Annotated in this window: 22 protein-coding genes; 15 read left to right on the forward strand and 7 right to left on the reverse strand. The window is 40.8% G+C overall.

Annotated elements, in window-relative coordinates:
• The first annotated feature begins 155 nt into the window (after positions 1-155).
• Complete coding sequence (gene carO / locus F903_RS07245) at positions 156-905, forward strand: ornithine uptake porin CarO (protein ID WP_004668876.1); 750 nt, start codon at positions 156-158, stop codon at positions 903-905.
• Between the two features lie 84 nt (positions 906-989).
• Here carO and F903_RS07250 read toward each other — a convergent pair whose 3' ends face one another.
• The 6 genes from F903_RS07250 to F903_RS07275 all read right to left on the reverse strand — a co-directional run bounded on the left by F903_RS07250 (position 990) and on the right by F903_RS07275 (position 6,495).
• Positions 990-1,913 (reverse strand): CysB family HTH-type transcriptional regulator, encoded by a 924-nt coding sequence (locus F903_RS07250; RefSeq protein WP_004668874.1) that lies wholly within the window; start codon positions 1,911-1,913, stop codon positions 990-992.
• Positions 1,914-1,992: 79 nt separating this feature from the next.
• The gene (locus F903_RS07255) at positions 1,993-3,063 is read right to left on the reverse strand and encodes a sulfate/molybdate ABC transporter ATP-binding protein (RefSeq protein WP_005195845.1); all 1,071 of its coding nucleotides are present in this window, start codon (positions 3,061-3,063) and stop codon (positions 1,993-1,995) included.
• Positions 3,064-3,074: 11 nt separating this feature from the next.
• Complete coding sequence (cysW, locus tag F903_RS07260) at positions 3,075-3,953, reverse strand: sulfate ABC transporter permease subunit CysW (RefSeq protein ID WP_005195846.1); 879 nt, start codon at positions 3,951-3,953, stop codon at positions 3,075-3,077.
• Entirely contained in the window at positions 3,950-4,783 is an 834-nt protein-coding gene (cysT, locus tag F903_RS07265) for a sulfate ABC transporter permease subunit CysT (RefSeq protein WP_005195847.1), read from the reverse strand. Before cysT ends, cysW begins: the two co-directional genes overlap by 4 nt.
• 71 nt (positions 4,784-4,854) lie before the next feature.
• Positions 4,855-5,457 (reverse strand): RBBP9/YdeN family alpha/beta hydrolase, encoded by a 603-nt coding sequence (locus tag F903_RS07270; protein WP_005195848.1) that lies wholly within the window; start codon positions 5,455-5,457, stop codon positions 4,855-4,857.
• A gap of 36 nt (positions 5,458-5,493) precedes the next feature.
• Positions 5,494-6,495 (reverse strand): sulfate ABC transporter substrate-binding protein, encoded by a 1,002-nt coding sequence (locus tag F903_RS07275; protein ID WP_005195849.1) that lies wholly within the window; start codon positions 6,493-6,495, stop codon positions 5,494-5,496.
• Positions 6,496-6,861: 366 nt separating this feature from the next.
• Between F903_RS07275 and pabC the strand changes: the two genes are divergently transcribed.
• The 3 genes from pabC to tmk are packed head-to-tail and all read left to right on the forward strand — an operon-like array spanning position 6,862 to position 9,353.
• Positions 6,862-7,674: an aminodeoxychorismate lyase gene (pabC, locus tag F903_RS07280; RefSeq protein ID WP_005195850.1), complete on the forward strand. Its 813-nt coding sequence runs from the start codon at positions 6,862-6,864 to the stop codon at positions 7,672-7,674.
• A gap of 2 nt (positions 7,675-7,676) precedes the next feature.
• Positions 7,677-8,753, forward strand: coding sequence for an endolytic transglycosylase MltG (mltG, locus tag F903_RS07285; protein ID WP_005195852.1), 1,077 nt, complete (start codon positions 7,677-7,679; stop codon positions 8,751-8,753).
• Positions 8,754-9,353: a dTMP kinase gene (gene tmk / locus F903_RS07290; protein WP_005195855.1), complete on the forward strand. Its 600-nt coding sequence runs from the start codon at positions 8,754-8,756 to the stop codon at positions 9,351-9,353. It abuts the gene before it with no gap.
• 232 nt (positions 9,354-9,585) lie between these two features.
• On the opposite strand, the gene nadB is transcribed toward tmk, so the two are convergent.
• Positions 9,586-11,223, reverse strand: coding sequence for an L-aspartate oxidase (nadB, locus tag F903_RS07295; RefSeq protein ID WP_171063404.1), 1,638 nt, complete (start codon positions 11,221-11,223; stop codon positions 9,586-9,588).
• 349 nt (positions 11,224-11,572) lie between these two features.
• Between nadB and F903_RS07300 the strand changes: the two genes are divergently transcribed.
• From F903_RS07300 to F903_RS07350, 11 genes are all read left to right on the forward strand, one after another.
• Positions 11,573-12,949, forward strand: coding sequence for a Do family serine endopeptidase (locus F903_RS07300; RefSeq protein ID WP_004668863.1), 1,377 nt, complete (start codon positions 11,573-11,575; stop codon positions 12,947-12,949).
• Positions 12,950-13,064: 115 nt separating this feature from the next.
• Positions 13,065-13,529 carry an acyl-CoA thioesterase gene (locus F903_RS07305; protein WP_005195857.1) on the forward strand — a complete coding sequence of 155 codons (465 nt, stop codon included), beginning with the start codon at positions 13,065-13,067 and terminating at the stop codon, positions 13,527-13,529.
• Positions 13,530-13,684: 155 nt separating this feature from the next.
• Positions 13,685-15,502, forward strand: coding sequence for a translation elongation factor 4 (lepA, locus tag F903_RS07310; protein ID WP_005195858.1), 1,818 nt, complete (start codon positions 13,685-13,687; stop codon positions 15,500-15,502).
• 77 nt (positions 15,503-15,579) lie between these two features.
• Entirely contained in the window at positions 15,580-16,443 is an 864-nt protein-coding gene (gene lepB / locus F903_RS07315) for a signal peptidase I (protein WP_034594949.1), read from the forward strand.
• 28 nt (positions 16,444-16,471) lie between these two features.
• Positions 16,472-16,849 carry a DUF4845 domain-containing protein gene (locus F903_RS07320; protein ID WP_004668857.1) on the forward strand — a complete coding sequence of 126 codons (378 nt, stop codon included), beginning with the start codon at positions 16,472-16,474 and terminating at the stop codon, positions 16,847-16,849.
• Positions 16,818-17,513, forward strand: coding sequence for a ribonuclease III (rnc, locus tag F903_RS07325; RefSeq protein ID WP_004668855.1), 696 nt, complete (start codon positions 16,818-16,820; stop codon positions 17,511-17,513). Before F903_RS07320 ends, rnc begins: the two co-directional genes overlap by 32 nt.
• A gap of 4 nt (positions 17,514-17,517) precedes the next feature.
• Positions 17,518-18,543 carry a GTPase Era gene (gene era, locus F903_RS07330; RefSeq protein WP_005195859.1) on the forward strand — a complete coding sequence of 342 codons (1,026 nt, stop codon included), beginning with the start codon at positions 17,518-17,520 and terminating at the stop codon, positions 18,541-18,543.
• Between the two features lie 25 nt (positions 18,544-18,568).
• Positions 18,569-18,763: an NF038104 family lipoprotein gene (locus F903_RS07335; protein ID WP_005195860.1), complete on the forward strand. Its 195-nt coding sequence runs from the start codon at positions 18,569-18,571 to the stop codon at positions 18,761-18,763.
• Between the two features lie 15 nt (positions 18,764-18,778).
• Positions 18,779-19,486, forward strand: coding sequence for a DNA repair protein RecO (gene recO, locus F903_RS07340; protein ID WP_005195861.1), 708 nt, complete (start codon positions 18,779-18,781; stop codon positions 19,484-19,486).
• 56 nt (positions 19,487-19,542) lie between these two features.
• The gene (gene pdxJ, locus F903_RS07345) at positions 19,543-20,271 is read left to right on the forward strand and encodes a pyridoxine 5'-phosphate synthase (protein ID WP_005195862.1); all 729 of its coding nucleotides are present in this window, start codon (positions 19,543-19,545) and stop codon (positions 20,269-20,271) included.
• Between the two features lie 4 nt (positions 20,272-20,275).
• Positions 20,276-20,932 carry a MiaE family protein gene (locus F903_RS07350; protein WP_005195863.1) on the forward strand — a complete coding sequence of 219 codons (657 nt, stop codon included), beginning with the start codon at positions 20,276-20,278 and terminating at the stop codon, positions 20,930-20,932.
• Positions 20,933-21,015 lie beyond the last annotated feature (83 nt).

Genomic DNA, 21,015 nt, shown 5'->3' on the forward strand with positions numbered 1-21,015 from the left:
TTATTAATTATTTCCAAATACACAATTATGTCTAATTTGTATCAAAAAATAACAAAAAGTAATCATTTTTTGTATAAAAACATAGCGATCAATCCTTTATGATGCAATCACAGAAACAATTATATTTAAGAAAAGTATTTTTTAAGGAGACTTCGATGAAAACTTTGCGTGTTATGTTGGCAGCTGGTGTATTAACAGCGATTGCGGGTACTGCGTTTGCAGATGAGCAAATTGTTAAAGAATCAGCTTATGCATTTCCTTCTTACTTGAGCCCAGTTTCAGTTCGTGCTGAAGTGGGTACGACAGGTTATGGTGGTGCGATTTCTTACCGTGTCAATCCATACGTTGGTGTAACTTTAGGTTATAACGGCGGTGATATTTCTTGGTCTGACGATATCAAAATCGATGGGACTAAGTATGATATAGATATGGATAACAATAACACCTACTTAAATGCTGAGATTTATCCATGGGGTGCAAATGAGAATGCATTTGCTCGTGCTCTTTATGTAGCAGCAGGTGTTGCATATCTAGACAATGACTATGATCTGCAAAAACGCACATCGGCTGGCCGTACATTAAGTATTAATAACAATGATTATCAGGTCGTTAATGCAAATCAAGAGGGTGGTGTAAATGGTAAAATGTCATATAAAAATGATATTGCTCCTTACCTAGGCTTAGGTTTGAATGCACCAGTTTATAAGAACCTTGGCTTGTTTGGAGAGGTTGGTGCATATTACACGGGTAATCCAGATGTGAAGCTTACTGCATATAACTTAGAGGGTGTTACTGGAGCTAAACCAATTGACCAAGCTGTAGCAGATGAGCAAAATAAAATTGCTAATAAAGGTCGCTACGAATGGATGCCAGTTGCTAAAGTTGGTGTGAGCTTCAAGTTCTAATCCATCTATTCAACATAAAAAAACGAGCGTTATGCTCGTTTTTTTATGTCTAATTTTTCTCAATAACACGACACTTATATGCTGTTACTCTTCAGGATAAGCAACTTTTTTTAGCGTTTTGATATCGGTTTCTGGTGAGCATAAAGAAATAAACTCATAGCCATAGCCTCGAAGCAAATGCCCTTTGCGGACTGCAATCCACGTGGTATTGACACCAAAAATATCGGTTTGAATCTGTTGTAAACGGTGGTCACGCTCAGCATCATAAGCCACAGCATTGACGATCCCAACGCCCATATTCATCTCAACATAGGTTTTAATGACATCGGCATCCAGCGCTGACATGACGATATCAGCATGTAATTGTGCATCATCAAAGGCTTTATCAATTTTAGAACGTCCTGTAAAACCGCCATGATAAGTGATCAATGGATACTCAGCCAAAAGCTCTAGACTAATTTTATCGAGTTTGGCTAATGGGTGATCTTTGGGGGTAATGATACTGTGATGCCATTCATAATAAGGTACGCTGGCCAAATTTTCTTCTGTGGTTAAGGACTCTGTAGCGATCCCGATATCAGCTTCACCTTGAAGCAGCATCTCTGCGATTTCAACTGGACTGGCTTGTTGTAAAACCAAATGAACTTTGGGGAATAGCTTTTTAAATTGATTGACGATAGGGGGGAGTACATAGCGTGCTTGGGTATGTGTAGTCGCAATAGTAAGTGTGCCTTCATCGACTTTATTAAAGTCATCGGCCAGACGCTTAATATTGTCTGCATCGACCAACATCCGTTCAACGATATTAAGTAATGATAAACCTGGCTCAGTGAGACCAAGTAAGCGCTTCCCCTTACGCACAAAAAGTTGTACACCTAACTCATCTTCTAAATCTTTAATGTGTTTACTGACACCTGATTGGGAGGTATAGAGTGCCGCAGATGCTTCAGTTAAATTAAAGTTTTGGCGAACAGTTTCTCGAATAATTCTGAGCTGTTGAAAGTTCATAAAAGTTTTTCCTTATCTCTAAATTCCCCACTTTCAAGAAGAGGGGGAGCTGCGGTTACAGCAGCACAAGGGAGATTTTTTAAGCGACTTGCGTCGTTTGATCTGCAAATAAGTGAAATTGAGCTGCACTAATCCAAACCGTTTGATTTGGTCTGAATTGATGCAAATTCGCCTCTTCTACAGTTAATAAAATTTCAATGCTATGTCCACTGCGATCTTGTAATTCAGCCACGACTTTACCAGCAATCCACACTTCACGTAAGAATGTTGCCTCAATTGTATTTGGCTGAGCTTGGGTGTGAATATGTAATTCATTTGGTCGTGCAAATGCAATGACTTTTCCTTGCGGTGCTTCCAATGTTGTTGGTAACTGAATACGATCATCACCGATACGGATAATACCGCTGGTATGTTCGCCTTCAAAGCGATTTGCTTGACCCAAGAAATCAAAAACAAAGGGGGTTGCGGGTTGGTCATAAACTTCACGTGGTGAACCGATTTGTTCCACATCACCTTTATTCATCACGATGATCTGATCCGCAACTTCCAAAGCTTCCTCTTGATCGTGCGTCACAAAGATCGAAGTGATATGTAGTTCATCATGCAATGCACGTAACCAACGACGGAGTTCTTTACGCACTTTAGCATCTAATGCGCCGAAAGGTTCATCTAGCAATAACACACGCGGTTCAACCGCCAAAGCACGAGCAAGCGCAATACGTTGCCGTTGACCACCAGAGAGTTGCGCAGGATAACGGTCTGCTAAGAAGCCTAGTTGCACGAGGTCGAGTAGGCGAGTGACACGTTTTTTTATTTGTGCTTCTGATGGTCGAGTCGAACGGGGGCGAACCCTTAAACCAAAGGCAATATTATCAAATACCGTCATGTGGCGGAACAACGCATAATGTTGAAATACAAAACCGACTTGACGCTCACGCACATGCGTATTGGTTGCGTCTTCACCTTCAAGCAGAACTTGACCGCCATCAGCCGATTCTAAACCTGCGATGATGCGTAGCAGTGTGGTTTTACCACAACCAGAAGGACCCAAAAGTGCAACCAACTGACCTTCAGGAAAGTCTAAAGAGATATTTTTTAGCGCATGGAATGCACCAAAGTGTTTTTCAATATTTTTAACTTGAATACTCATGTGTTCATTCCTTAAGGGTTTGCTTGGTGTGCTTGCTCTTGGCGTATTTCCAACCAAGTTTTTAAGATCAAGGTGATGATTGCTAAAAATGCCAATAATGAAGACACAGCAAATGCAGCACTAAAGGTATATTCGTTATAGAGAATCTCAACGTGTAAGGGCAATGTATTGGTTTCACCGCGAATGTGTCCTGAAACCACAGAAACTGCACCAAACTCACCCATGGCGCGGGCATTACACAGAATCACGCCGTAGATCAAACCCCATTTAATATTTGGTAGTGTGATTTTCCAAAAGGTTTGCCAACCAGAAGCACCGAGTACAATCGCCGCCTCTTCCTCTTCCGTTCCTTGTGCTTCCATCAACGGAATCAATTCACGTGCAACGAATGGTACGGTAATAAAAATAGTCGCTAGGACAATTGCAGGTACGGCATAGAGAACTTTAATGTCATGATCCATTAACCAGCCCCCGATCCAGCCTTGCGAACCAAAAATTAAAACGATCATCAAACCTGCAATCACGGGTGAAACTGAAAAAGGCATATCAATAATCGTGGTTAATATGGCTTTACCACGGAACTGGAACTTCGCCACAGACCATGCTGCTGCAACACCAAACACCACATTTATCGGTACGGCAATCGCTGCTGTGAGTAAAGTCAGTTTTACGGCGGATAATGTGTCTGGATCAATTAAAGCATTGAGGTAGACTTCGATACCTTGCTTAAATGCCTCAACAAAAACCAAAATGAGTGGCAATATCAAACAGCTCAAGAAAAAAATCAGTGCCACCACAATCAGGCTGTAACGCACCCAAGTAGGTTCACGGGTTGCATCTCGAGTTTGCAATTTAATTGCTAAGGTATCGCTAGTGTTGTTTAAGCTCATTGTGCAACTCTCCCTGTACGGCGGCTCGCCCATGCTTGCACGAGGTTGATCAAGAATAAGATGGTAAAAGAGAGCAGCAGCATGACGACTGCAATGGTGGTCGCACCTGCATAATCATATTCTTCTAAACGAGAAATAATCATCAGCGGTGCGATCTCCGTTTTATAAGGCATATTACCTGCAATAAAAATCACTGAACCATATTCACCAACTCCACGGGCAAAGGCGAGTGCAAAACCTGTTAGTAGGGCAGGAAATAAAATCGGCAAAATGATTTTGGTAATGGTTTGCCAACGATTTGCACCCAATGCAGAAGCAGCTTCTTCCAATTCAGTTTCAATATCACTCAGCACTGGCTGCACGGTACGGACCACGAAAGGTAAACCAATAAAAATTAATGCGAGGGTAATACCTATTGGGGTATAGGCGACCTGAATTCCTAATGGTTCAAGATATTGTCCAATCCAACCATTTTTTGAGTAGAGAGACGTAAGGGCGATACCTGCGACAGCAGTAGGTAGCGCAAATGGTAAATCCACTAAAGCATCGACTAATCTTTTACCAGGAAAGCTGTAGCGAACTAAACACCAAGCCAGCAGTAAACCAAAGACGACATTTACAAAAGCAGCGATCAGCGCAGCGCTAAAACTGAGTTGTAAAGATTTTAGGATTCGTTCAGATGTTAAAATTTCCCATAAACCCTCCCAACCAATCCCAAAAGATTTGATAAAGACAGCAGATAAAGGAATAAGCACAATCAAAGACACGTAAGCGAGGGTAAAGCCCAATGACAGACCAAACCCAGGCAGCACTCGGGAACGCTGCGACATGATATTTCCTCAAAGAGAAAGGTTTGCTAAACAAGCAAATAAGCTAAATCTAAAAATACAGGGAGCTAGGACTAGGCAAATTTCACATTAAAATTCGACTGGTGCATTCGAGCTACAGGCGGTCTCTTTTTTTCAGACAACAAGTAGTTGAAAATTTCAGGAAATGGACCGTACCCAGATGCGACATTGACATGACCAACAGGACCTAAATTGATCGGTGTGAGCTGCCATGCTTGTGCAAGTTGTAGTGCATCGACATAGTTCAACCAAGGATCATTTTCACTAATCAATAATGTTGCTGCCACGTCTATATTGAGTTGATAGAAATACTGTTTATAGTCTGTCAAGCTATGGCGTGCAAAACCACTTTCACCGAAACGAGCTGGATTTGCTGGTGCGACAAGAACCAGATTTTTCACCTTTGCTTTAAGTTCAGGATGTTCTGCAAGTGCTGCAACACTGGTGAGGCAACCAAAGCTATGTGCAACGATTTGTATGGGTGCTTTGATCTCTGCCACTGTTTTGACAAATTGACTCACCCATTCACTTAATACTGGTCGATCCCAATATTTCTGTTGAACGCGAGAGCTAGACACGAGTTGCTGTTGTAACCAAGACTGCCAATGCTGTACTTCGCTACCGCCTACACCAGGAACAATGAGGGTATGAGTCATGTCTGCTCTCCTTCAAATTTCTTTGAAAAGTAATTCTTATCGACTATTTGCCTTGACGATCTGATCAAAGATGCCGCCGTTCTCAAAATGCTGCTTCTGCACTTTGCTCCAGCCGCCAAACTCTTTATCAATGGTGACGAGTTTCAGTGGCTTAAATACAGTTTGATATTTCTTCAATACATCGGCATTGCGAGGTCTGTAGAAATGACGAGCAGCAATGTCTTGACCCGCTGGTGAATAGAGGTAATTTAAATAACCACGTGCGATTTGCAGATTGCCGTTTTTAGTCGCATTTTTTTCTACAACTGCAACAGGAGGTTCGGCCAAAATCGACAATGAAGGAGTAATAATTTCAAACTTATTCGGTTGTTCACGCACAGCTAAATAAGCTTCATTTTCCCAAGCTAGTAAGACATCGCCAATACCCCGTTCTGCAAATGTTGTGGTTGCGCCACGAGCACCTGAATCAAGAACTTTGGTTTGTTTATAAATTTGACGGACAAAGTCCTGCGCTTTGGTATCATTGCCGCCTTTTTGGTGTTTTGCCCAAGCCCAAGCAGCTAGATAGTTCCAGCGAGCACCGCCAGATGTTTTTGGATTTGGTGTGATGATTTCTACACCGGGTTTCACTAGATCACCCCAATCTTTAATTTGTTTAGGGTTATCTTTACGAACGAGAAAGACAATGGTTGAGGTGTAGGGTGTTGAGTTATTTGGCAGTTTCTTTTGCCAATCATTTGGAAGTAGTTTGGCATTTTTAGCAATTTCATCGATATCCGCAGCCAAAGCTAAAGTCACCACATCGGCATTGAGACCATCAATGACCGCACGTGCTTGTTTACCTGAACCACCGTGAGATTGTTTGAAGTTAATGTCTTGACCAGTGCGTTGTTTCCAAAAGCTACCAAATTGTTTATTAAAATCTGTGTATAGCTCACGTGTTGGATCGTAAGAGACATTTAAAAAATCTTGGGCTGCCAAGCTAGATGCTGAAAGTAAAGCGGCTAAAAGGCCGACTTTGAGTTGAGATAAACGCATAAAAACCCCTTAAAATTGCATAAGCATTTAGAATATGGATGCAGCATAACGCTGGTTTTTTTGCAAAAAAAATAATTAAAAACGCATTTGATATGAAAAATATAGAAATAGATAAAACAGATAAGCTATGCTGATTTTTTGATAAATAAGAAAATATTAACTCTCGAAATTTTTAATTTAATTTTTAAAATCAGTTAGTTATGTGTCTTTAAGTCGGTGAGAGTTTTGGAGCATTGTTGCAATTTATACGCATCTATAGTGAGTCACGATAGTAAAAAGGAAACTGGGTCATCAGATGAAGAACTCTCAAGTTTGTATTATCCTGTGTCAAATAAAAATTGGTTTGCTCTTTAAGGCGATGAATTTATGCAATGTTATAAAAATGGACAGTTGATTGATTCGATCCCTTTACTTGATCGCGCATTTCATTATGGTGATGGTTGCTTTACTACAGCACGAATGTTCCAAAATCATTTTGAACTCAAAGAACAACATTTGGCACGCTTAAGATTGGCTTGCCAGCGCTTAGGTTTAGATGCTGATTTGTCTCAGATTGAGGCTTCACTCGAAAAATTAAAACAACAATATGCAAATTTAAATGGCACTATAAAAATCGTAATTAGCCGTGGTGAAGGGGATCGTGGCTATAGTTTACCTTTACATGCTGCCGATGTTTATGTGTGGTATTACCCTAGAGCAACACAAGTTTTTCAACCTGAGTGGATTGAAAGCGGTGTGTTAAATCATACGATGGGCTTAAATATGCCGCATCTGGTTGGATTAAAAACCCTCAATCGTTTAGAACAGGTTTTGCTGAAACAAGAGGCTGATCAATGCGGTTGGCTTGAAGCGCTGGTCAGCGATGTACAGGGCTATGTTGTTGAAGGGGTGAGCAGTAATTGTTTTATTCGTATAAATGATCGATGGATTACCCCAGAACTTCGTTATAATGGCGTCCACGGTGTGATGCGAGCCAAAATCTTATCAAGAATGCAGCAATACGATGTAGCATGTGAGCAACGTTGTATGGGCATTGATGAAGTTGATCGTATTCAAAACCTATTTTTTTGTAATGCATTGCATCCGATGAAGGCGGTTGTTCGATTCAATGATCGAGCTTTCGAGCAACAACCTTATCTTGATTTATTTGAAACTTTAAAACTTAGCCAGATTGATTGAATATGCCAAAGCCACCGAACCCAAGCAAAAGTAAGAAAAAACCAAAAGCTAAACCGAAATCTAGATTTACGTTTAAAGCATTTTTATTGGCCATCTGCATTTTTATTTTGGTGGTTTTTGGTGTGGTATGGGCAAATTTATTTAAGCCGTATCCATTAGACAGTAAAAAACAATTATTAGTGATTTCATCTGGTGATACCTATTCAAAATTTATTGATCGCTTAGCCCAAGATCAAAAGGTGAGTTTTCCGATTATTTTAAAGCTTTATCAGAAGTTTATGATACATGACAGTATGAAAGCTGGAGTGTATGAGCTCACGCGGGGCATGAGTGTTCGTCAGGTTTTAGAAATGCTGGCCAATGCAGATAATGCGCAAATGAATCGAATCTTAGTTATCGAAGGTACGAATTTTAAGCAGTTGGTACAGAAGCTAAAAAATGATCCGAATGTCACCAAAACGATTTTAGATTTACCGCAAGATCAATTGTTAAAAGCTTTAGATATTTCTTATTCTCACCCTGAAGGTCTATTTGCTCCTGATACTTATTTTTTTGCTAAAGCTGAAACAGACAAGAAGATTTTGACGGATTTATATCGTCGTCAGATGAAAGCATTGGATGAGGCGTGGGCAAATAAGGCGGCTAATCTGCCGTATAAAAATAAATACGAAGCGTTAATCATGGCTTCGATTATTGAAAAAGAAACCAGTTTGGATAGTGAGCTTCAACAGGTTTCGGGTGTATTTGTACGACGTCTCAAAATAGGTATGCGTCTACAAACTGACCCAACTGTTATCTATGGTATGGGTGATAACTATAAAGGCAATATCACGCGTAATGATTTGCGTACCCCAACGGCTTATAATACTTATACGATCAATGGTTTACCACCAACACCGATTGCATTGCCAAGTAAAAAAGCGATTGAAGCAGCGATGCATCCAGATGATGCGGAAAATCTTTATTTTGTTGCAACAGGAACGGGTGGACATAAATTCACAACCAATTTGCAAGATCATAACCGAGCCGTTCAAGAGTATTTGGTGGTTTTACGTGCCAAGAGGCAGGAGCAACAATAAATGTTTATTAGCTTTGAAGGCACAGAAGGTGTAGGCAAAACCACGTTGATTCGTAAGATTCATCAGTATTTTGAGCAGCAAGGTAAAGAGGTGGTGTTGACTCGTGAGCCAGGTGGCACGCCTTTGGCTGAACAGATTCGTTCATTATTATTGGCAGTCAATCATGATGAGCAAATGAGTCATGATACTGAGTTGCTATTGATTTACGCAGCGCGTGCTCAACATCTACAACAAGTGATTTTACCTGCATTGGATGCTGGAAAAATTGTTTTAAGTGATCGTTTTACCGATGCAAGTTTTGCTTATCAGTGTTCTGGGCGTGGTTTGAGTCAGGAAAAATTACAACTGTTGAATCAAACTTTTGTGGCGAAAATGCCGAATATTACCTTTTGGTTGGATGCACCGATTGAGTTGGGTATGACTCGTGCGCGAGAGCGTGGCGCATTGGATCGTTTTGAGCAAGAGAAATTGAGTTTCTTTGCGAAGGTTCGTTCTGGTTATGAGACCTTGTGGCAAGCAGAGCCTGAACGGATTAAGCGTTTAGATGCAACGCAGAATGCTGATATGGTGTTTGATAAAGCTTTGCAATATTTGAAATAAGAGCCTTGATAATGAGTTTGCCCTGCCTCATAAAAATGCGGGTAAATAAATGCTTTTTGATAGTTATTGCCTTACTTTTCAGGGATGAAAAGTAACAAAAATCCTTTGTTGCGCTGACGGGACATCCTTGATACCGCAGCGCAACAGGCGACATCCATGTCGCCTACCACGATAGTAAATAACAACTACAAACTCATTTATAAAGCTTAAGAAAATCAAAAGCTTTAAAATATCACTCATTCACCAACGGCTGTTCCACTTTAAAATTAGGTGGAGTTAAAACCGTTTTGCGAATTTCATTCGACAGTTCAGGATAATCCAATGTGTAATGCAAACCACGTGATTCTTTACGCTCCATCGCACAACGTACAATCATTTCAGAAACTAGAACTAAGTTGCGCAATTCGATCAAGTTCTTACTGACACGATAATCTCGATAGTATTCATTGATTTCACGTTTCAACATTTCAATACGATGTAAAGCACGTTGTAAACGCTTAGTCGTCCGAACAATACCGACATAGTTCCACATGGTTGAACGTAGTTCATCCCAGTTTTGAAGAATGACAACATCTTCGTCTGCATCGGTAACTTGAGACTCATCCCAAGAGGGTACATCTGGAAATTCAAAGCTTGTGTTGTGTTTGCTCTGAATATCTTCTGCCGCACTCATACCATATACAAAACATTCAAGCAGTGAGTTGCTCGCCATACGGTTTGCGCCGTGTAAACCAGTATAAGAGGTTTCACCAATCGCATATAAACCATCGAGATCCGTTTGGCTATGTTCATCGACCATCACACCGCCACAGGTATAGTGCGCTGCTGGAACTACAGGAATCATATCTTTGGTGATATCGATACCGAGTTCAAGCAAACGTGCATATAAGGTAGGGAAGTGTTCAGTAATAAATTCAGGTGTCTTGTGTGTGATGTCCAACCAAACATGGCGGATACCGAGGCGCTTGATTTCATGGTCGATCGTACGCGCCACAATATCACGTGGTGCCAGTTCAGCACGTTCGTCAAAACGCAACATAAAACGTTCACCATCTGGCAGACGTAAATATGCACCTTCACCACGCATCGCTTCAGTAATTAAGAAAGAACGCGCTTTCGGATGATATAAACAGGTTGGGTGGAATTGGTTAAATTCCATATTGGCAACACGGCAACCTGCACGATAGGCCATTGCAATACCATCACCGGTCGCAATATCAGGATTTGAGGTATATAGGTAAGCTTTCATAGCCCCGCCACAAGCTAAAGCTGTGAATGGTGCTAAGAAGGTATGAACTTGTTCAGTGCTTTCATTTAAAGCGTATAAGCCGATCGCGCGATTGGCTTGGTCTTGATGACCCAGTTTGTGCAGTGTGATGAGATCAATCGCAATATAATCTTCAAAAATCGTAATATTTTCGCGTTCTTGTGCGCGCTCGACCAAGGTTGTTGAAATCGCCTTACCTGTCGCATCTGCGGAGTGAATAATACGACGTTGAGAGTGTCCGCCTTCACGAGTGAGGTGAAGTTGTTCATCATCATCTAAAGTGAATTGCACGCCTTGTTTCAACAGGAAATCTACCGAAGGCTTACCACCTTCAACCGTATGTTTGACTGCATCTAATTCACATAGATGTCCGCCTGCAATCATTGTGTCATTAATATGTTGTTGAATAGAGTCTGTTTCGTCTAAGACCGCAGCAACCCCACCTTGTGCATAGAAAGTGCTCGCTTCTGTTAGAGCTGCTTTTGCTAAAATGGCAATGTTGTAATGACTTGGTAAAGAGAGTGCAAGACTTAAACCTGCACCGCCACTGCCCACAATAATCACATCAAAATGGTGAATTGCTTTTAAATCAGGCATGTCGATCTGCTTCAGTTTTAAACGTTCGCTAATGACAACGCTTTTTCATTAAAAAGGCAAGGGCTAATCTGCCTAGAATTGAGTGATTTTTTAGCAAATGTGATGATATTTAATCTGCGTAGCGGTTCACTATATCTTCGTATCGAGTGGTGGGGCTATTGTTGGTGATGCTCATACGCTCGAAAATGAAAGCATGAGTGATGCTCGGTATTTTGACTGTTTATTCATATTTCCACCTGCAACATCTCCTTATATCTTGAAAAGATAAACATATTTTTACGAAAAAATGGGTGGGCTTATGCTAAAAACATAGTCTAAAATTTTTTTTGATCATCAGTCTGTAGGTTCTTGCTTCATGAAAAGTCGCTATTTACAACAAGGAATGTATGCTGCGGTATTTACAGTTGCCGCTGCTCAAGTCAATGCCGCAGCGCCAGTAGATTTTTCAAATCTGGTTGAGCAGGTCAGTCCTGCTGTGGTGAGTGTCAATGTTGTGAAAAAAATGACTCAGGAAGAGTTGTTACAGCAACAAGTTCCAGAAATTCTACGCCGTTTTTTTGGCAATCAGGTCATTATTCCTCAACGACAAGGGCCGCAAGAAAAAACAGCTTTTGGTAGTGCATTTTTTATTAGTAAAGATGGCTACTTGGTGACAAATCATCATGTGATCTCAAATGCTTCACGTATCAGTATCACCTTAAATGACCGTCGTGAGTTTGATGCAACACTGGTTGGTAGTGATGAGCGTACCGATGTCGCGGTACTTAAGGTTCAAGGGGCGAATTTCCCTGAGTTAAGAGTGGGTGATGTAAACCAGCTCAGAGTGGGTGAACCTGTTCTGGCTATCGGCTCTCCTTTTGGTTTTGATTATTCCGCCTCCGCTGGGATCGTCAGTGCAAAATCTCGTAATATGAGTGGTGAGACCTCAGTTCCTTTTATTCAAACTGATGCAGCTTTAAATCCAGGTAACTCTGGTGGTCCATTATTTAACCAACGCGGTGAAGTGGTCGGCGTTAACTCTCGAATCTTTAGTGGTACAGGCGGTTATATGGGCTTGTCATTCTCGATCCCGATTGATGTCGCGATGGATGTGGTTCAGCAACTAAAAGCCAATGGTAAAGTGACCCGTTCTTATTTGGGTATCATGCTCCAAGATATTGATCGTAATTTGGCTGAAGCATATAAGTTACCAAAACCTGAAGGTTCATTGGTTACTCAAGTTGCACCAAAATCACCAGCAGAAAAAGCAGGTTTAAAATCAGGTGATGTGATCTTAAAAATTAATGGCACAGCGATTTCTCGTACCAGTGATTTACTCTATACACTAAACCGTACTGCACCGAATCAAACCATTCGATTAGATGTTTTACGTGATGAAAAAATTCGTACTGTTTCCGCAACTTTAAGTACTGCACCAGATGACACACCTGCAGCAGAAGATAAAAATAACCCAACCAATGGATTGGGAATGAGTATCCGAAATCTGACACCCGCTGAGCAATCTCGCTTAGAAGTGTCTGGTGGTATTTTGGTACAAGAAGTGAAACGTGGTGGGTTAGCTTCGTTGTCAAACATTGTTGCTGGTGATGTGATTCTTCAAGTCAACGGGGTTGCGATTACGGATAGTGCAGCTTTTGCTAGAGTGATTGCTGGATTGCCTAAAGGTAGCGTTGCGCGTGTTGCGATTATTCGTCAGGGGCAACGAGCAATATTGGGTTTACGCCTACAATAAGATTTCATAATGCGATAAAAACCACTCTCACTTTGAGTGGTTTTTATTTTGTCATATTGATGGGTTTAGATTACTGTGTGCAGCAGTGCAGGGATTTAAAAAGTATAGCTACATTATGAGTACGATTTTTGATTTAAAAATACAGGTTCAACCTGAACATATTGATGTGCTGGGTCATGTCAATAACGTGATCTATGTGCAGTGGATGCAAGATGTGGCGGCTGCGCATATTGAAACATTAGGCTTAGGTTTGGCGCAATATTTAGAACTAAAACATGCCATGGTTGCAGTTGAACATCATGTGCAATATCGCAAAGCCGCGCTTGAAGGTGAAGAAATTATTTTACGGACATGGCTAGATGATATAAATGCGCTGTACTCGTTCCGTCAGTATGCATTTTATCGACCAAAAGATCAGAGTGTCTTGTTTATTGCCAATACCAAATGGGCTTGTATCGAGATTGCAACTGGTCGTCCAAAGCGTATGTCACCAAGCTTCTCCCAAGCGTATCAGCCTATCTCAACCGATTTGAATCCAATGGATTTTTCGGTTTCTTATGCGCAGATTTCTACAGTTTAAATCTAAATAAGATGCTTATGTTTGCTCTTAAATAGGCATCATTATTTTGAATACTTTGAAAGGTCGTTCTGTTATAATCCCTAACAATTTTGTTAAACCGCTTTGGCTCATCACTTTTTTAAAGGATAGAGCGTTCTATTTTCTCAAGGTAACCCATGGCGCAAGCTAAAAAATCCGTAGATATCAAAAATATACGCAATTTCTCGATTATTGCTCATATTGATCATGGTAAGTCAACTTTGGCTGACCGCTTTATTCAAATGTGTGGTGGCTTACAAGATCGTGAGATGCAAGCTCAAGTACTGGACTCTATGGAGCTTGAGCGCGAACGTGGGATTACCATTAAAGCTGCGTCAGTTACGCTGTATTACACACATCCAAATGGTCAAGAATATCAACTGAACTTTATTGATACACCAGGACACGTTGACTTCTCTTATGAGGTTTCTCGTTCTTTGGCTGCATGTGAAGGCGCGTTGTTGGTTGTAGATGCTGCACAGGGCGTAGAAGCTCAGTCAGTGGCGAACTGCTACACTGCAATTGAGCAAGGCTTAGAAGTATTGCCAATCTTAAACAAGATTGATTTGCCTCAAGCAGAGCCTGAACGTGTTATCCATGAAATTGAAGAAATTATTGGTATTGAAGCAACAGATGCACCGACATGTTCAGCAAAAACAGGTTTGGGCGTTGAAGGTGTTTTAGAGCGTTTGGTGGATGTGATTCCTGCACCACAAGGTGATCGTGATGCGCCGTTACAAGCTTTAATTATTGACTCATGGTTTGATAATTACTTAGGCGTTGTCTCGTTGGTTCGCATTAAACAAGGTCGTATCCGTAAGGGCGACAAAATGTTGGTGAGATCGACAGGTCAGACGCATCCAGTCACTTCTGTAGGTGTGTTCAATCCAAAACATAGTGAAACCGATATACTCGAAGCGGGTGAAGTTGGTTTTGTTATTGCAGGGATTAAAGATATTTTTGGTGCGCCAGTGGGCGATACCATTACTTTATCAAGCACGCCAGATGTTCCGATTTTACCCGGCTTTAAAAAGGTTAAACCGCAGGTCTATGCGGGCTTATTCCCGATTGATGCTAGCGATTTTGAACCTTTCCGTGAAGCACTACAAAAACTACAGATTAATGACTCTGCTTTATTTTTTGAACCAGAAAGTTCAGATGCTTTAGGTTTTGGTTTCCGTTGTGGCTTCTTAGGCATGCTGCACATGGAGATCGTACAAGAGCGTTTAGAGCGCGAGTATGATCTTGATTTGATCAGCTCTGCACCAACAGTGATTTATGAAGCATTGACCAAAAAGGGCGATATCATCTATATCGATAGCCCATCAAAAATGCCAGATGGTTCAACAGTTGAAGATTTGCGTGAGCCAATTGCTGAATGTCATATTCTTGTACCACAGGAATATCTAGGCAATGTCATGACTTTGTGTATTGAGCGCCGAGGTGTGCAAAAGGACATGAAATTCTTGGGCAATCAAGTTTCACTCACTTTTGAAATCCCAATGGCTGAAGTGGTCATGGATTTCTTTGATAAATTGAAATCTTGTTCACGTGGTTTTGCATCGCTCGACTATAACTTTGTACGTTTTGAAAGTTCAGCATTGGTTAAGGTTGATGTGTTAATTAATGGCGAAAAGGTTGATGCCTTAGCAATGATTTGTCATCGTAATGATGCACGTCACCGTGGTATTGCACTGGTTGAAAAAATGAAAGACTTGATCCCTCGTCAAATGTACGATGTGGCGATTCAAGCAGCCATAGGTGCGCAAATCATTGCACGTTCTACTGTAAAAGCGATGCGTAAAAACGTATTAGCAAAATGTTATGGTGGTGACGTATCGCGTAAGAAAAAGTTACTTTCAAAACAAAAAGAAGGTAAGAAACGCATGAAACAAGTGGGAAGTGTTGAAATCCCACAAGAAGCGTTCTTAGCTGTGTTGAAAGTTGAAAGATAAATAAATGTGGCTGGCAGAACAAAGTGTTGCTTTGTCCAGCCCAAGACAAGCAGCTTGTCGGCTGCAAGTGAGGGTGTGTGGATTTTGATTTTAATTTGATTCTGGTACCTGCCACACTTATATTTTTCATGGTGTGGTTGCTTGATAAGTTTGTACTCAAACATCGTGCAAACAAAGGGCGAGATCAGGAAAATTTTATCATTACGTGGGCGTATGATTTCTGGCCTGTATTGGCGATCGTACTCGTTTTGCGCTCTTTCCTATATGAACCATTTAATATTCCATCTGAGTCTATGGTTCCGACCTTAGAAATTGGTGATTTTATTTTGGTCAATAAATTTGATTATGGCGTGCGTTTACCGATCGTAAATACCAAAGTGATCAATGTTGGTGAGCCAAAACGTGGTGAAGTCATTGTCTTCCGTTATCCACCACAACCTACGATTAGTTATATCAAGCGCGTTGTTGGTTTGCCAGGGGACCATATTCAATATAAAGATGGTCAATTGGTCATTAATGGTGAGCAGGTTGCTAAAGTTGCGACTGAAGTTAAGCGTGAAAAAGATCTATTGGAAACACCAACAGTCTCTTATTTTAAAGAAACTTTAGGTGATCATCAGTATTCGGTTCGCTATATAGACGGACGTAATTCTTTGGTTGAAACCTATCAATTTGCACAAGCCAAAGGTGCAGATGCATTGGTTCCATTTGTTGCTAAAGCCAATGACGTGTTTATTCAAACTCAAGGGCAAGATTGGGAAGTGACTGTACCAGAAGGTCAGTACTTTGCTATGGGTGACAACCGTGATCAAAGTGCTGATAGCCGTTTTTGGGGCTTTGTACCTGAAGAAAACTTAACAGGTCGTGCTTTTTATGTATGGATGCATAAAGAACCTGGTTTTAAACTTCCAAGTTTTAACCGAAATGCTAAAATTGACTAATAAATAAAAACACATAGGAAATATAAAGATGCGTAAATCTCAGTTGGGGACTTCGTATATTGCAATTTTATTTGGGGTGGTTTTATTTGCAGTTGCTGTGAAAGCAGCAATTGCAATTTGGCCAGCGTACTGGGATGACAAAGTGATCGACAGTCAAATTGAGGGACTATTAAAAGATAGCCCGCAAAATACGACACCGAGTAAATTTGCATCTCAGATGGATCAGCGTTTAGATATGAATGGAATACGTGATCTTCGTTTTAAGGATGTCGCACAAGCCACATATAAAGATGATTTGATCGTAAACAAAAAGTATGAAGTGCGGAAGCCTTTCATGCTCAATATTAGTTTAGTGATGACTTTTGAGAAGACTTTTGACCAAAAATCTGCCAAACAAGCTCAGTGATAGTCGCTTACAAGGGCGAATCGGTCACCAGTTTAAACAAGTTGACTTGTTGACACTGGCTTTAACCCACCGCTCTGTTAGCCATAAACACAATTATGAACGCCTAGAATTTCTAGGCGATTCATTATTGGGAATGATCATTGCCAATTATTTATATCAGGTCTACCCTTTAGAAAATGAAGGGCGTTTGACGCGTATGCGAGCGACGCTTGTGAGACAAGAAGCGCTCGGTAAAATCGCCAATGATTTACAGCTCAGTCGGTCATTAATCTTAAGTACTGGTGAGTTAAAATCAGGTGGGCATCACCGCGAGTCTATCCTTGCCGATACGGTTGAGGCGATTATCGGTGCGATTTATTTAGACTGTAATGATCTAAACCAGCTACAAAGCATTGTGTTAAAATGGTATGAACCATACCTCGATTATATTGAACCCACAGATCAACTCAAAGACCCGAAATCACGCTTACAAGAGTATTTACAAGCACGTAAAAAACCTCTCCCAGTTTACGAGGTTGTAGATATTCAGGGCGATGCGCCAAATCAACATTTTACGGTGGAATGTTTGATTGATGGTTTGCCTAAAATACATGGTGAGGGCTCAAGTCGTCGATTCGCTGAACAAACAGCAGCGGCTGAAATTTTAAAATTATTGGAGCAATAACTTGATGTCTCATTCAAATGACAATCAATCAGAAACGACTGAACCACAAGATGATCAAAATGTAGTTGATCAATTTTTTAGTTCTAAAGAAGTTACCATTCCTTCGGATTTCAAAAGCGGCTTTGTCGCAATTGTAGGCCGTCCAAATGTGGGTAAATCAACGTTGATGAACCATTTATTAGGACAAAAACTTTCGATTACTTCACGTAAACCACAAACCACTCGTCATAAGATTGTGGGTATTGATTCGCGTGAAAAATCACAAGCAGTATTTGTTGATACCCCAGGAATGCACAAAAAAGAAGTCCGTGCGATCAATAAAATGATGAACCGTGCTGCACATTCTGCGTTGCGTGATGTGAACTTGGTTTTATTTGTGGTTGATGCACAAAAGTGGACTCAAAATGATGAGCTTGTTTTAGAGAAACTTAAAAACGCAGAAATGCCTGTGATTTTGGTGATCAACAAACTTGATACTTTTGAAAATAAAAATGAAGCACTGCCACTGATTCGTGAACGTGCCAAATTAATGAATTTTGCTGAAATTGTCCCTGTTTCAGCTTTGCGTGGCGCGAATCTAGATCACTTGCGTGACACCATTGAAAAGTACTTACCTTATCAAGCGCCATTATATTCATTGGATCAGATCACGGATCGTTCAGAACGTTTCCTTGCAAGTGAAATTATCCGTGAAAAAATTATGCGTCAGTTGGGTGAGGAACTACCATACGATTTAACTGTACAGATCGAATCATTTAAAACTGAAGAAGCAGTGATGAATGAAAAGACCGGTAAATTGAAGTCTGCTTGTACTTATATTGATGCGACTATTTTTGTAGAACGCCAAGGCCAAAAAGCCATTGTAATTGGTGACAAAGGTGCGAAGCTGAAAAGTATCGGTATGGATGCACGTGCAGACATGGAAAGAATGTTTGAGCAAAAGATTATGCTGACGCTTTGGGTTAAAGTGAAAGGTGGCTGGTCTGATGATGAACGTGCGCTGAAAAGTCTAGGTTATAGCGATATTTAAAAAATCTATTAAGATGGAAGCAGGTATGAAAATCACAATACGAGTCATGGCAATCGTGACATGTATATTCATGTTGCAAGGGTGTATTCATAAAGTGGTGACTGTACCTGTTAAAGTTGCCTATAAAACCACCAAGGGCGTTGTGAAAGGCACAGCGGCTGTGGTGGGTGCTGTGATTCCTGATGGTGAAGATGATGAAAAAAAGGATGCAAAGGACTAGGATGAGTCGCATGCTATGATGCGCAATGAGGTCTTGCATGGATATTTAATTCATCATCGTAAATACCGAGAAAAAAGCCATATTGTGCATTTGTTTACACAGGAATATGGTCGGGTGGATGGAATATTGAGACAGACTCCGCCACCCCAATATCAACCGATTCGTGTGCAAGCCACAGGCAAATCTGAACTTAAAAATTTCACTAAGTTGGAAATTTTAAATCAACCGGTTTTTTTTCATGGCGATGCATTCTTTGCTGGTTTTTATCTTAATGAAGTCATTTTACGTTTGTGCTCTCTAGAAGAAGCGATGCCACAAACATTCCAACAATATCAAATGGTTTTATTGCAGTTACAGCTACTTGCGTCACATGAACAAGCATCTTTGTTTTTGCGTCAAATTTTGCGTCAATTTGAGCATGTTTTATTGCAAGAGCTAGGCTATGCAATTGATTTCTCGGTTGATGCTAGCCAACAACAAGTTCAACCATCTCAGTATTATCAATTTCAGCTTAATGATGGTTTTATGCCTGTTGCAAAAGCCTCACGTTCAACGCTAGATGGTGCTCTAATTGTATCCATGCTTAGTTATGAACAAGGACAGGATTTTTCTCACGAACAATTGCAATTATTGGGTAAACTATACCGTCAAATGATTAGCTCATTGTTGGGTGATCGACCGCTGAAAAGCCGTCAACTTTGGATTCAAAATACTCAAACTTAATCATTCAAAAGCAAAACTTTTAAGTGCTTTGGGGTGAAGAACAATAGGATATTTTTATGGCTGCAATATTAGGTGTAAACATTGATCATGTTGCGACATTAAGACAAGCACGTGGTACAACTTACCCTGATCCTGTACAGGCGGCATTGGTCTGTGAACAAGCGGGTGCAGAAGGCATAACCTTACATTTACGTGAAGATCGTCGTCATATACAAGACGATGATGTTCGTCGTATGCGTCCATTATTGAAAACACGCATGAACCTTGAATTAGCAGTGACTGATGAAATGGTTGCATTTGCCAAAGAAATTCAGCCGCAACATGTCTGTTTCGTGCCTGAGCGTCGCCAAGAAGTCACCACAGAAGGCGGCTTGGATGTGGTTGGCCATTTTGAAAAAGTGAAAGCTGCGACAGAAGCACTCAAAGCGATTGGATGTGATGTGTCATTATTCATTGATGCAGATTTAGTCCAGATTGATGCGGCGGTTGCCTGTGGTGCGCCAACCATTGAAATCCATACAGGTGCGTATGCGGACGCGGAGACGGATGAACAACAGCAAGCAGAATTGGCACGCATCGTCAAAGGTGCTGAATACGCCGCTAAGAAGGGGTTAGTGGTCAATGCTGGACATGGTTTAAATCTAGAAAATGTTGCGCCTATCGCCGCGATCCCGCAAATTCATGAATTAAATATTGGGCATTCGATTATTGCAGATAGTGTATTTGTCGGTTTGACTCAAGCGGTAAAAGAGATGAAAGCAGCGATTCAGGCTGCTGCGAGATAAGTTGATGAGTAGTATAAATTACGATGAGTTGATGCAACCTGTGATTGATTTTTTAGGTTGTACTACACCTCAAGCATGGTTAGATGAAGCTATCAATAATCTTGAAATATTGATGCAAGACCATGCAAATTGTGAAAAGAAAGCTGCTAGTACGGCAATGAACCTGATGTTTCGTTATAGCTTTTTTACTGACTTACAAGTGAAGCTGGCGCAGCTCGTGCGTGAAGAAATGCTGCATTATGAGCAAGTTCTTGAGTTTATGAACAAACGTGGTCAAGAGTGGAAGGGGTTGAGCGCAGGGCGCTATGCAGGCGGTTTGCGCAAAGAAATACGTACCTATGAACCTGAAGCCTTGATTGATGTGATGATCATTGGTGCATTTGTAGAGGCACGTTCTTGTGAGCGTTTTCATGCACTTGCACCAATTGTTGATGATGAGCTCGGTCGCTACTATCGTTACTTGCTTAAATCAGAATCGCGTCACTTCGAGGATTATTTGGCGCTGGCTTTAGATGTTGCGAAAACGGCGAAACTAAAAGATCCTGAAGAAAACATTCAACAACGAATTGAGTATATTCGTGAAGTGGAGAAGAATCTGATTTTAACTCCAGATGATACTTTCCGTTTCCATAGTGGTGTGCCAGCAAAGATCGTCGCTTAATTTTGAACTAAAGTTGAGCAAACCTCTGACAATTTCAGAGGTTTTTTTATTTCTATTTTTTATTAAGCAATAAAAAGCCCATA

Origin of the sequence: Acinetobacter sp. NIPH 298 (assembly GCF_000369505.1) — a bacterium.
Taxonomy (GTDB): Bacteria; Pseudomonadota; Gammaproteobacteria; order Pseudomonadales; family Moraxellaceae; genus Acinetobacter.